Here is an 11,679-nt window from a genome sequence, read left to right as displayed (position 1 = left end):
GAAGAAGACAGGGATTGATCAATCGAACTATGATTTTTCATGGACTCGCCCTCGCTGTCGTTGGCTGTTTAGACTGCCACCGTGGCGCATTGACGCCTCGGCTTGGGCGAGTCCATCCAATTACAAAAGCTGCGTTTAATCATCCGGCATTTCAGGCGGCTTGGCGGGCTTCGCCGGTTTGCCTGGTTTTGCGCCCTTGGCGCCCTTTGCACCGTTGACCGGTTCAGCCGCTTCAACAGGGGTCGCGACCGTCGGCGCTGCGGCTTCTTTTTCGGTCGCTGGCAGGGCGTCGATCGTGTCGAAAATTTTCTTCAAATCGACCGATTTTGATTCATCCCCCGAACTTTCAAACTTCTTTTCCCCGTCCTTGCCCACCAGAATGACTTTGCTCTTCGCGCCGGCACCCAACTTGAGCGAGCGGATCAATGCCGCCGTGTCTTGTGGCCCCAGGTCTTTGCCCTCGCGCTGGCCCATCAAATTGAGCACGGTGTACAGGACCATGTTTCGCTCGGTGAACCCCTTGCGATTGGCCGGCTCATCCAGCGACTTTTTCAGGCTGACCCACGTGGGATCGACCGTACTTGGAGCGATGACTATCAACGGCCGGGACCTGCCCTTGTCCATATCCAGCGGTGAGCCGTCATCGGCAGCGAACAAGGGGCCGGCGAAAGCCAGCAGGGTAGTCAGGGTCAATGACCTGATGAGCATGCGCATCTCCTTTTGATATCCACGCTCTAATGATTGCGCATCGCGGTGTTCGTTCCGGGTGACGCACCGCAATTGTGTCTCGCCTTGCCCCAAGCTTAGGTCAGGGCGGTCATTGCGCAACAGGCTGAGCTAATCTCATAGCTCAACAACCAAGCCCTGATCCGCCGTGAGGACCTCTGCATGAGCGCTCAGTTGAACCACACCATCGTCTGGTGTCGCGACAAGCAGATATCAGCCAACTATCTGGCAGACATCCTCGGTCTGCCCTGCCCCGAACCCTTTGGCCCGATGCTGATCGTCAAGTTCGACAACGGTGTGTCGCTGGACTTCTACGACAATGACCCGCCGATTGCCTCCCAGCACTACGCGTTTTTGATCGGTGACGACGATTTCGATGCGGCCTTCGCCCGCCTGCAAGCCCGAAAGCAAGCCTGGTGGGCCGACCCCGGCAAACAACGATCGAACGAGATCAACGATTACGGCGGTGGCCGGCGGGTTTATTTCGATGACCCGGACGGGCATCTGCTGGAGATTCTGACCCGGGCCTAAGCCGCGCCCGCCACCAGCGCCGGAATGGAAAAGGTAAACACACTACCCATCCCCGGTTCGCTCTCGGCCCAAAGCTCTCCACCATGGGCCTGCACAATGCTGCGGCAGATGTACAAACCCAAGCCACTGCCGTTGGGATTACCGTCACGAACCGACCAGTAGCGGTCGAAAATGTGCGGCAAATGCACGGCGTGGATACCCCCGCCATTGTCGCGTACCGAGATCAGCACCTTGCCGTCTACCTGGCGGGCGCTGAGGTCGATACGCCCGCCTGACGGGGTGAATTTAATCGCGTTGTCCAGCAGGTTCGACAGCACCTGAAACAGCCGCTGGGGGTCGGCGTCGATGCTCAGCCCTTCTGCGCTGGTGCAGTTGAGTTCGATGTTTTTGTGAGACGTTAGCGTCACCAGCAACGAACAGGCTTCCTCAAGCAAATCGACCACATCCAACGGCTTGCACGCCAGTGGGTACTTGCCTGCATCGAGTTTCGACTTGTCCAGCAAATCGGCAATCAGGGCGTTCATCCTTGCGGTGGCTTCCTCCATGGTGCCCAGGGCTGCGCTCAGGCGCACGGTATGCTTGCCTTCGTCCTTGGCGACCAGGCGCTGCATCATTCCGCATTGCATGATGATAATGGTCATGGGATTGCGCAGGTCATGGGACACCACTGCCACCAACTCATCACGCTCCCGGACCGCTTCGTGCTCGCGTAGCACCTGACGGGCGAGGTCGTTTTCGATGGCACTGCGGCGCAGTTCTCTGACCGCATAAGCATCCGCCGTGCTCCATTCCTGCGCCCTTCCCTCCACTTGCTGTTCCCACAGCGCAAAGGAGGTACGTGGTTGCAGACGGTTGTCGGTCCCTGCACTGAAATGCTCATCAGGGTTGCCACTCCACTTCATGCTGGAGCGCAGTTGCGGGCGGAACCACAGGACGCCGTTGTCCACCGGCTTGGGCAGTACGAAAGCCAGCAGACCGCTGGCCACGTCACTGTAGAGCGCGCTGGCACCGTGTTGCCCCTGAAGGTGGTCGGTCAACAGCGGCTCGCCGCTTTCCAGGCATTGCTCGCGCACCCACAAGTAAAGGGCGCGTACCTGCTCAACCGTCGGGCATTCACCGAACAGCTGCAAGCGGTCTTCGATCAATACGGCGACGCCACTGGCCCCGGTCAAGTCCTGCAATGGCGCCGGGTGATTGACCAGCCCCTCCAGCACATCGCTGTCAGCCAGGCGCATTGCAGCGGTCAGTTCATTGAGCAGCCGGGATTTCTGTTCACGCTGACGCTGCTCGTCCCGGGTTTGCAGGGCCGTGATCTGCACGCTGAGCAATTGGGCGATCGCGGCGCACATCGTGCGCACCGAGTGACTGACCAGCAATGGTTCAGGATGGGCGCACGTGATCAGTCCCCAAAGCTGATCGTTCTCCAGCAGTGACAGGCTCATGGAGGCTCGCACGCCCATGTTTTCCAGGTACTGGCAATGCACCGGCGACACGCTGCGCAGGACCGAAAAACCCAGATCCAGAGGCTGCCCGGTGTCAGGGCGCAACACCGGAAGAATCGGCACCGGCACATACCGCGCATCCGGGATCACCCGGATCCAGTTCAGGCGATACAGCTCACGGGCCTGCGCTGGAATGTCCGAGGCGGGGAAACATTGCCCTAGGTAACCGGGCAGAACACCGCCCAGTGCCTCGCTGATGACTTGCCCATGCCCCGCCGGCTGGAAACGATAAATCATCACCCGGTCGAAGCCGGTCAGGCGGCGGATTTCATCGACACTGACGGTGTACAAGTCCTCCAGCGTGCTAGCTGCTTGCATCCGTCGCAGGGCCCGAAGCAGGATGCCGGTGTTGTCCGGCGTAGCGTCATGCAACGGCTCCAGCTCAAGAATAATCACACCGTCACGTCGGTTGAGCGATCCGTTGAACCGCTGCGCCCCTATCTCCAGCAACAACGGATTGGCTTCCTCCAGATCATTCAACAACAGCGCCTGGCGAACCTGCTCTGTCGCCGCAGTACCCGACAGCAGCGCCAAGGGTTGCTGCAATAAAGCCGCCGCCGTCTGACCGAGCAACGCAGCACAGTTGCGGCTGATCTGCTGGATGATCAACCCAGGCTCACTCAGGGTCAGCAGAACGCCGTGGGGCTGGATCGACCCCGGAATCCGGATCGCTTCGCTGGCGCAGTCGGCGAGCGCGGCGTCGAGTTGCTCATCATTGAGGCGGTTCATACCAATACCTCGCAGTGCTCGAGCCAACCTTCGAAGGCCTCGAAAGTCGCTTGGGCCGCAACCACCGACTCCGCTCGTTCAACGGGATCACACACCTCATACAGGCACGCCAGGAAACCGCGCCACATCAGCAAGGTCGACGTGCCATACACCGCAAAAAACCGCCCGCCCTTGTGTTCATCGACACCGAGGCGCGAGTACAGGCCGTTGCGCAGCGATTGCCCACCCAGCGTCGCGCCTTCCAGGACGTACAACACGCCCAGCACCTCGGCAATGGAGCGGGGTTGAAGGGAAAACGGCCAGAGGGGGATGGCATCGATGGCGGCAGCGTCCAGACCCAAGGCATACAGATCGGCTTCAAGCGACGGGGTTTTGCTACGCATCAGCCAGTCCAGACCGGGAATGGTCATCGCCACCTGAAACAGCAGGTTTTCCAGCGGCCGATAAAAGCCGTAGTAGGCCTCGATCAGGCGGGTATAGAGCAATAAATCGGCGGTGGAAAACGGAATGCGTTTTTCCAGCAATTGATGCTGCCGGGTCGTGGCGGTGCGCAGCTCACTGAGAATCAGCGGCAGGTTTTTGGGCGGGGCGGTCACGACAGTGTGTCGAAGCAATACCCGGCTTCGCGGCTTTGATATTCGGCGATTAACGTGGACACGTGCCACCTCTTGTCGATCACGGGGAAATGCCCACAGGTCATTCACGGGTGAATGAAGGCTGGCTTTCCACCGTAGCACCTATGCGGTGCAGGAGGTGGTTTGTTTCTGGGACGGGCGGAATCAGAACGCCAGTTTGTACCCGATCAGCACCAGCATCGTGGCCAGGCAAGGTCGCAGCACTTCATCGGAGATGCGGCCAGTCAGGTGGCTGCCCAGGTAAATCCCCGGCAGCGAACCGATCAGCAAATAACCCAGCACGTGCCAATCCATGTTGCCCATGCTCGCATGGCCGAGGCCGGCAACCAGGGTCAGCGGTACGGCGTGCGCGATTTCCGTGCCCACCAGGCGGCGAGTAGGCAGCAGCGGATAGAGAATGAACAACGCGACGGTGCCCAGGGCGCCAGCGCCGATGGAGGTCAGGGCAACCATGGTGCCGAGGACCAGGCCAGTGATCACGGTCAGTGCATTCAAGCGGTTGCCGCTGGGGTTGTAATGACCGCCGGCGCGTTTGTGGGCGAAATCGAGCAGGCGTTTCTTGAAGAAAATCGCCAGCGCCGTGGCAAACAGGACAAAGCCCAACGCCTGTTTGATGACCGCATTCATCGCCTCGGGCGATGTTTGCAATGTGCTCAGGAACCACAACGTCAACGCCACTGCGGGCACACTGCCAAGGGTCAGCCAACCGGTAATGGCCCAGTCGATGTTCTTGTTCTTTCTATGAACCAGCACGCCACTGGACTTGGTAATCGCCGCGTACAGCAAATCCGTCCCCACTGCGGTGGCCGGATTGACCCCGAACCACAACAGAATGGGAGTCATCAATGAACCGCCACCGACCCCGGTCATCCCGACAATAAAGCCGACCACCAGACCTGCCACGACTAAACCGAAATTACCGAATTCCATTAACACGCCCACAAAAAACGCATGAAAAATCTGCCCCGCAGCATAGCGATTTTTCTTATAACCAGTTATATCGATGCGATCTATCTTTATTCCCTAAACACACCCCCTGTGGGATCTGCTGAGTTGGACAAAACTCACTGCACGGGCAGGAAGTTGAGGAATAGCAGGCTCTGGGCGTAATTCAAGCCGATCCGTCGGTAGCGTTCGTCCAGCATCTGCGTCAGCAGGTCCAGCCGCGCGACGATCTTGCCGAACTCCACGGCAAAACTCAGGTTGCTGCCCTCCTCCGAAATTTCGTTGGAGAACAGCAAAGGCTCGCCGTGCTTGTTTTGCCGCTGGCTGAGTATCCAGGTGGCTTTCTCGATGTTGCGGGCAGCGTTGCTGACGAACGTCGGGTTGATCGCATCCGTCATGTAGAACTCGAGCTGATTGCCGTGGGCGGTGACGAGCATGCTGCCGATGGCATAGATGAAAGCACCGACCCGGTCGCCAAGAAACTCCGGGCTCATGGCATAACTGAGCGCTGCCAGGTCTTTTTTGCCACCCAGGGTCGGCAGCGGCTGTTGCTGTTCGATGGCCATGCGCACCTGTTTGCCGGCGGTTCGGGCGTCGAGGAAGCCGGATTTTTTCAGCTCGTCCGGGTTGCGCAGGTAGAGCTTGCTCATCAGCAGGTAGAGGCTGTCGAGGTTGTCGCGCATCGTCAGGGTCGCCATGCGGTCGACGCTGGTCTGGAGGAATTCCTGGGGTTTGCCTTCACGAAACTGGCTGACGATGTCGCTGCCCTGCTGCTGGCTGCACCCGGAGGCGGCCAGCATCGACAAGCAGGCCAACAGCAGGCAACGGCGGCGGATTGGCGGGGTGGTGCGGGGTAAAACTCGAGCCATGGGTTCTTGAACTTGGGCATGGGCCGGCGGTGGGGATTCGCCGCAGGCTGGCCAAGGATAGAGCCGTGAATCCTTAAAAAGTGCAGTGCCGACGGTCCGTAAGCGCTGACAGCCGTTAAGAGGCCCCTCACATTGGTGCGATTGCCGAAGCGTGCGATGGTCACACCGAAGTACACCGTGCCGCTTTAATAGCCATGCACGTCGACGGAACCACCGGGCTATTCTGCTGCCCACTGAAGTATCGATCGAAATTCAGAAAGGAGGTTTGAATGCGGACCCTCGAACTGGCCGGCGTCAACGTACCGGTCATCGGCCAAGGCACCTGGCGCATGGGCGAAGACCGTTCCCGGCACACCCAGGAAGTGGCTGCATTGCGCCTGGGCATCGAACTCGGCATGACCCTCATCGACACTGCTGAAATGTACGGCGAGGGCGGCGCTGAGGAAGTGGTCGGTGAAGCCATCGCCGGCAGACGTGACGAAGTGTTTCTGGTCAGCAAGGTGTACCCGCACAACGCCAGCCGCAAAGGCATCCCCCAAGCGTGCGAACGCAGTCTGCGGCGTCTGGATACCGATTACATCGATCTCTACCTGCTGCACTGGTGCGGCCAGTACCCCCTCGAAGAAACGGTCGAAGCCTTCGAACGCCTGGGCGAAGAAGGCAAGATCGGTCGCTGGGGCGTCTCCAATTTTGATGTCGACGACCTGGAGGAACTGGCCTCACCGGCCTGTGCCACCAATCAGGTGCTCTACAACCTGGAAGAACGCGGCATCGAGTTTGATCTGTTGCCCTGGAGCTACCAGCATCAAATGCCGGTCATGGCCTACTGTCCGATCGGTCAGGGTGGGCCTATGCTGAACCATACAACGCTCAAGCAAATAGCCGCCCGTCACCGTGTGACTCCGGCCCAGGTAGCGCTGGCATGGATGCTGCGTAAGGAAGGCGTGATCGCCATCCCCAAAGCGGTCCGACCCGAGCACGTGCAACTCAACGCGCAAGCCGCGCAATTGCAACTGGAGGCTGGGGATCTGGAGGCGCTGGACCAGGCGTTTCGCGCGCCACAACGCAAACAGCGGTTGGCCATGGTCTGAGCCATCGCAGTCTGTCAGAGGGCTTCGGCATGAGAAGCACTGATCAGGACGATTCCTTTAATCTGCAACGCTTTATCCAGGCACAGGACCCGGTGTTCAAACGGGTCCAGGCCGAGCTGAACGCCGGTCACAAGCGCAGTCACTGGATGTGGTTCATCTTTCCGCAACTCTCAGGATTGGGCGGCAGCGAGATGTCCCGCCACTTTGCCATTCGTTCCAAAGAGGAAGCTGCGGCGTACCTCAATCATCCACTGCTGGGCTCACGGTTGCGCACCTGCACGCAAATGGTGCTGAACATCGAAAAAAGCTCGATTGCCGGCATATTCGGCCATCCCGACGATCTCAAGTTTCACTCTTCCATGACGCTGTTCGCCCAGGTTGCCGGCGCTAACAGCGACTTTCATCGAGCACTTGACCAGTATTTCCACGGCATCCTGGATGACTGGACGTTGTTGCTGCTCGACTCAAAACAGGCCCAACTGCCCACCAATCAAGGTTGAAAAGTCGTCGTCCACGAAGGGCAGAATGGCATCCGCCACCGGTTGCAGTTGCCGGGTGACGTAGTGGTCGTAGTCGATGGGCGCGCTGCGAATTTCCAGCGGCTCGGGCCCGGCGACGGTGATCACGTAACTGATCCAGCCACCGTTCTGGTATTGCCGCGGACGGCCCTGCTGGTCGTTGTAATCATCGGCAATCCGTGCGGCCCGCACGTGGGGCGGCACGTTGCGCTGATAGTCATCGAGGGTGCGGCGCAGGCGCTTGCGGTAGATCAGGCGATCGTCGAACTCCCCCGCCAACGTCTTGCGCACGTAGTCGCGCACATAATCCTGATAGGGTTTGCGATTGAAAATGCGCAGGTACAGCTCCTGCTGGAATTGCCGGGCCAGCGGCGACCAGTCGGTGCGCACGGTTTCCAGGCCTTTGTAGACCATTTCGTCGGTGCCATCGGCGCGGGTCACAAGCCCCGCATAGCGTTTCTTGCTGCCTTCCTCGGCGCCGCGAATGGTCGGCATCAGAAAGCGCTTGTAGTGGGTTTCGAACTGCAATTCCAGCGCACTTTCCAGACCGTATTCCTGCTGCACATGCTCGCGCCACCACTGGTTGACGTGATCCACCAGCGCGCGGCCGATCTGTGCGGCTTCTTGTTGACCGTGCGCACGGCGCAGCCAGACGAAGGTCGAGTCGGTGTCGCCGTAAATTACCGTGTGGCCCTGAGCTTCGATCAGCTGTCGTGTGCGCAGCATGATCTCGTGACCGCGCAGTGTGATGGACGACGCCAGGCGTGTGTCGAAGAAACGGCAACCGCTGGAGCCGAGCACACCGTAAAAGGCGTTCATGATGATCTTCAGGGCCTGGGACAGCGGCGCGTTGTGTTCGCGCTTGGCGGTTTCGCGACCTTCAGCCACCCGGGCGACGATGGCGGGCAGGCAATGCCGGGTTCTGGAAAAACGCGCACCGCGAAAGCCCGGCACGGACTCGCTGTCATCAGGGTGTTCAAGCCCCTCGATCAAGCCCACCGGGTCGATCAGAAAGGTCCGGATGATCGATGGATAGAGGCTTTTGTAGTCGAGCACCAGCACCGACTCGTACAGGCCCGGTTGCGAGTCCATGACAAAACCGCCGGGGCTGGCCTGCGCAGGCTTGTTCCCAAGGTTCGGCGCAACGAAACCCTGGCGGTGCATCAGCGGCATGTAAAGGTGAGTGAACGCCGCCACCGAGCCGCCGCTGCGATCCGCCGGCAAACCGGTGACGCTGGCCCGCTCCAGCAGAAAGGTCAGCAGCTCGGTCTTGGCGAAAATCCGTGTCACCAGCTCGCAGTCCTTGAGGTTGTATTTGGCCAGGGCCGGTTTGTCCTCGGCGAACATGCGGTTGATTTCGTCCATGCGCTGGTACGGATTGTCGATCGACTTGCCCTCGCCAAGCAGGGTTTGCGCGACGTTTTCCAGGCTGAACGAGGGGAAACTCCAGGTCGCCGAACGCAGGGATTCGATGCCGTCGATGATCAGCCGGCCGGCGGCCGAAGCGAAGTAATGGTTGCGACTACCGTGTTCACGCCACTGCATTTCTTCGCCGCCACGCCCCAGTTTCAGCGGCACCGCCAGGCGCCGGGCGTGTTCGTGGAGCACGCGCAGGTCAAATTGCACGACGTTCCAGCCGATGATCGCATCGGGGTCATGGCGGGCGAACCATTCGTTGAGTTTTTTCAGCAGCAGGGTTCGGGAATCGCAGTATTCGAGCTGGAAATCCACTTCGCTGTCGTCGCCATTGGGCGGGCCGAGCATGTAGACCTGGCGCTCACCGCAGCCTTCCAGGGCGATGGAGTACAGCTCGCCCTGAGCGGTGGTTTCGATGTCCAGGGAGACCAGCCTGAGGCTCGGACGATAGTCGGGGTCGGGTTTCATCTGCGCATCGAGCAGCAGGCCATCGGTGTTCGACGTGCCACTGAACCGGACCGGCGCGGTGATGAAGCGCTCCATCATGTAGCGTTCGGGCGGGCGCACATCGGCTTCGAACATGTCGACGCCAGCCTTGCGCAGCCCGGTTTCCAGGCGCATCAACTGACCGTGCTGCTGGCAATACAGACCGAGTACCGGGCGGTGCTCGAAATCCAGCAACGCCAACGGCCGCAGCTCGACGTTCTTTTCGCCGCGCAGCAGCGCTTCGGCCTGCTCGCGCTGGGCTGCGGGGATGAACGCCACCGACGGTTGATAAGGCAGGCGGATCCGCTGGGGACCGGTGTCGGTCGCCAGCCAGAACTCGACTTCCGTACCGGCCGGGGTATCGCGCCAATGCCGGGTCAGGACGAAGCCCCGCTGTAATTCCACCACTGCAACCTCTAGATTTGATTCAAGGCGCAATTCTACGCGTCCTTGCGTGGATAGCGTGGAGGCTTAAGATTTGGCAGTGTGTGGGTCCCGGTAACAACGGGTACATTTTTTACGTTTGAGACCGGGCGCTAGAGGTTTTCCGCAGAAAAACCGCTGAATGACGTTTTTTGCGCGTTATCTGCCGCTTTCTCCCTTGCCCTCAGCGCCTGCGTCTACGATTCTTCAAGAACAACGACAACACCTGAGAAACTGCCATGAAAACCGTCGCCCAACTGCTGAAGTTAAAGGCTGAACAGAATCATGAAGTCCACACCATTGCACCGCATCAAATGGTGCTGGAAGCGCTGATGGTCATGGCCGCAAAAAACGTCGGCGCTTTGCCGGTCCTGAAGAATGGCGAGGTCGTCGGCATCATCAGCGAGCGTGACTATGCGCGCAAACTCGTGTTGAAGGGCCGTTCATCCGTCGGTACTCCGGTCGAAGACATCATGGTGTCGCCGGTGATCACCGTGGACACCCATCAAACCGTCGAAACCTGCATGGGCATCATGTCCGACAAGCGCCTGCGCCACTTGCCGGTGGTGGAAAACGGCCAGTTAATCGGCTTGCTGTCGATCGGCGACCTGGTCAAGGAAGCCATCGCCGAACAGGCTGAACTGATTCGCCAGTTGGAGCAGTACATCCGCGGCGAATAGATCAGTCTGGCCAATGCCGCGCGAAGACTGGTGCCAATGTCGGGTGCCGGTCGATGCGCGTAAGCCACGCGAAAAACCCGGGTCGGGAACTGCGTAAATACTCCCGGCTGCCCGCCCACCTGGAAACCACCGCCGCCAGCACATCCAGCGCCCCCGGCGTCTCATCGCCCAGGTACAAATCGCCCGAAAATTGATCGGCAAACACCTCCCAACTCCTGTGCAGTCGCGCGCGGGCGCCGGCCATGAGGTTTTGCCTGGACGACTCATCCGCCTCGGCCAACCAGCGCTCGGGGTAGTCGATGATGCCAATGGCCGAATAGCAATTGCTGACGATGTACACCAGGCCGCGAATGGCCTGATCACGCGCAGCGGTGTTTTTCGGCAACAGGTTTGAATTGGGGAACGTGAGCCCCAGGTGAATCAGAATCGCCGCGCTCTCGGTGAGAACGCTGCCATCGGGCAATTGCAGTGTCGGGATCTGCTTGAGCGGATTGAGTTTCTCCAGCGCGTGGGTCGCTTCCGGAGAGGTTTCAACGTCGATGAAGCGGTAAGGGATTTCGCAAAGCTCCAGTGCCGCTTCTATCGCGGCAGCGCCGGAGTTCTGGTGTCCGTAGAGCTGGTACATATCGCGCGCTCCTGGCGAAACGAACAGAGTCAGTAGACGAGTGAGCACGAAGCACGTTCCCGTCATCGGCCAGTCTAGTCGGTGAACAAGGGCGCGGCTGAGCCATGCTCGCGTGGGGTGCGTCGTCCTTCCTATCATTGCCGTCGATGTTCACCATAACGGCAATGAAGTTCTCATAAAAAATCCGCGGCGTAACATCCGCTCCATACCCAACAACTACACCCCGGAGCACACCATCATGAAACGCCAAATCCTCCTCAGCATCGCTTTCTCGGTTTTTGCAGTTAACGCTTTCGCCGCTACCTCTGTTCACCCGGTTGTCGCTGAAGGCGGCTCGGATCGTCTGATTGAAAGTCGTGTGGCTGAAGGTGGTTCGGATCGTCTGATCGAAAGCCGCGTTGCCGAAGGTGGCTCGGATCGCCTGATCGAAAACCGCGCTGCATAAATGTGTTTTACCGCGGTACTCAATGAAAAACCCGGCCTTATCAGCCGGTTTTTTTTAC

At 59.6% G+C, this 11,679-nt stretch carries 11 protein-coding genes and 1 pseudogene; 5 read left to right on the top strand and 7 right to left on the bottom strand.

Annotated features, from left to right (window positions below):
- Positions 1–135: 135 nt before the first annotated feature.
- Positions 136–708 (bottom strand): DUF4174 domain-containing protein, encoded by a 573-nt coding sequence (locus FQ187_RS27455; RefSeq protein WP_149631875.1) that lies wholly within the window; start codon positions 706–708, stop codon positions 136–138.
- Between the two features lie 180 nt (positions 709–888).
- On the opposite strand from FQ187_RS27455, the gene FQ187_RS27450 reads away from it, so the two are divergent.
- Complete coding sequence (locus FQ187_RS27450; protein WP_149631872.1) at positions 889–1,257, top strand: VOC family protein; 369 nt, start codon at positions 889–891, stop codon at positions 1,255–1,257.
- Here the strand turns inward: FQ187_RS27450 and FQ187_RS27445 are convergent.
- The 4 genes from FQ187_RS27445 to FQ187_RS27430 all read right to left on the bottom strand — a co-directional run bounded on the left by FQ187_RS27445 (position 1,254) and on the right by FQ187_RS27430 (position 5,937).
- Positions 1,254–3,488 (bottom strand): ATP-binding protein, encoded by a 2,235-nt coding sequence (locus FQ187_RS27445; protein ID WP_149631871.1) that lies wholly within the window; start codon positions 3,486–3,488, stop codon positions 1,254–1,256. The genes FQ187_RS27450 and FQ187_RS27445 overlap by 4 nt on opposite strands.
- Positions 3,485–4,084: a biliverdin-producing heme oxygenase gene (locus FQ187_RS27440; protein ID WP_256667465.1), complete on the bottom strand. Its 600-nt coding sequence runs from the start codon at positions 4,082–4,084 to the stop codon at positions 3,485–3,487. Before FQ187_RS27440 ends, FQ187_RS27445 begins: the two co-directional genes overlap by 4 nt.
- Before the next feature lie 183 nt (positions 4,085–4,267).
- On the bottom strand, positions 4,268–5,053 hold the full coding sequence (locus FQ187_RS27435) for a sulfite exporter TauE/SafE family protein (protein WP_046047606.1): 786 nt from the start codon (positions 5,051–5,053) through the stop codon (positions 4,268–4,270).
- Between the two features lie 134 nt (positions 5,054–5,187).
- Entirely contained in the window at positions 5,188–5,937 is a 750-nt protein-coding gene (locus tag FQ187_RS27430) for a hypothetical protein (protein ID WP_149631870.1), read from the bottom strand.
- A gap of 269 nt (positions 5,938–6,206) precedes the next feature.
- Between FQ187_RS27430 and FQ187_RS27425 the strand changes: the two genes are divergently transcribed.
- Together FQ187_RS27425 and FQ187_RS27420 are read left to right on the top strand one after the other, a co-directional pair.
- A complete protein-coding gene (locus FQ187_RS27425; RefSeq protein ID WP_149631869.1) occupies positions 6,207–7,028 on the top strand; it encodes an aldo/keto reductase in 822 nt (273 codons plus the stop codon).
- Positions 7,029–7,057: 29 nt separating this feature from the next.
- The gene (locus FQ187_RS27420) at positions 7,058–7,528 is read left to right on the top strand and encodes a DUF1810 domain-containing protein (RefSeq protein WP_149631868.1); all 471 of its coding nucleotides are present in this window, start codon (positions 7,058–7,060) and stop codon (positions 7,526–7,528) included.
- Here FQ187_RS27420 and FQ187_RS27415 read toward each other — a convergent pair.
- On the bottom strand, positions 7,493–9,853 hold the full coding sequence (locus tag FQ187_RS27415) for a DNA polymerase II (RefSeq protein WP_178122781.1): 2,361 nt from the start codon (positions 9,851–9,853) through the stop codon (positions 7,493–7,495). The genes FQ187_RS27420 and FQ187_RS27415 overlap by 36 nt on opposite strands.
- A gap of 257 nt (positions 9,854–10,110) precedes the next feature.
- On the opposite strand from FQ187_RS27415, the gene FQ187_RS27410 reads away from it, so the two are divergent.
- Positions 10,111–10,551, top strand: coding sequence for a CBS domain-containing protein (locus tag FQ187_RS27410; protein ID WP_123366129.1), 441 nt, complete (start codon positions 10,111–10,113; stop codon positions 10,549–10,551).
- Between the two features lies 1 nt (position 10,552).
- Here FQ187_RS27410 and FQ187_RS27405 read toward each other — a convergent pair whose 3' ends face one another.
- A complete protein-coding gene (locus FQ187_RS27405) occupies positions 10,553–11,176 on the bottom strand; it encodes a glutathione S-transferase (RefSeq protein WP_149631867.1) in 624 nt (207 codons plus the stop codon).
- Positions 11,177–11,414: 238 nt separating this feature from the next.
- On the opposite strand from FQ187_RS27405, the pseudogene FQ187_RS27400 reads away from it, so the two are divergent.
- Positions 11,415–11,618 (top strand): annotated as a pseudogene (locus tag FQ187_RS27400) (hypothetical protein); the annotation flags it as partial.
- Positions 11,619–11,679 lie beyond the last annotated feature (61 nt).

The sequence above is a fragment of the Pseudomonas sp. ANT_J28 genome, assembly GCF_008370005.1.
Taxonomy (GTDB): domain Bacteria; phylum Pseudomonadota; class Gammaproteobacteria; order Pseudomonadales; family Pseudomonadaceae; genus Aquipseudomonas; species Aquipseudomonas frigoris.
Note: the sequence above shows the minus strand (reverse complement) of the source record. Positions and strands in the feature narration are given on the sequence as shown.

Coding starts and splice junctions, on each gene's coding strand:
- FQ187_RS27455 (WP_149631875.1), bottom strand. CDS start 708: ATGCTCATCAGGTCATTGACCCTGACTACCCTGCTGGCTTTCGCCGGC.
- FQ187_RS27450 (WP_149631872.1), top strand. CDS start 889: ATGAGCGCTCAGTTGAACCACACCATCGTCTGGTGTCGCGACAAGCAG.
- FQ187_RS27445 (WP_149631871.1), bottom strand. CDS start 3,488: ATGAACCGCCTCAATGATGAGCAACTCGACGCCGCGCTCGCCGACTGC.
- FQ187_RS27435 (WP_046047606.1), bottom strand. CDS start 5,053: ATGGAATTCGGTAATTTCGGTTTAGTCGTGGCAGGTCTGGTGGTCGGC.
- FQ187_RS27430 (WP_149631870.1), bottom strand. CDS start 5,937: ATGGCTCGAGTTTTACCCCGCACCACCCCGCCAATCCGCCGCCGTTGC.
- FQ187_RS27425 (WP_149631869.1), top strand. CDS start 6,207: ATGCGGACCCTCGAACTGGCCGGCGTCAACGTACCGGTCATCGGCCAA.
- FQ187_RS27420 (WP_149631868.1), top strand. CDS start 7,058: ATGAGAAGCACTGATCAGGACGATTCCTTTAATCTGCAACGCTTTATC.
- FQ187_RS27410 (WP_123366129.1), top strand. CDS start 10,111: ATGAAAACCGTCGCCCAACTGCTGAAGTTAAAGGCTGAACAGAATCAT.
- FQ187_RS27405 (WP_149631867.1), bottom strand. CDS start 11,176: ATGTACCAGCTCTACGGACACCAGAACTCCGGCGCTGCCGCGATAGAA.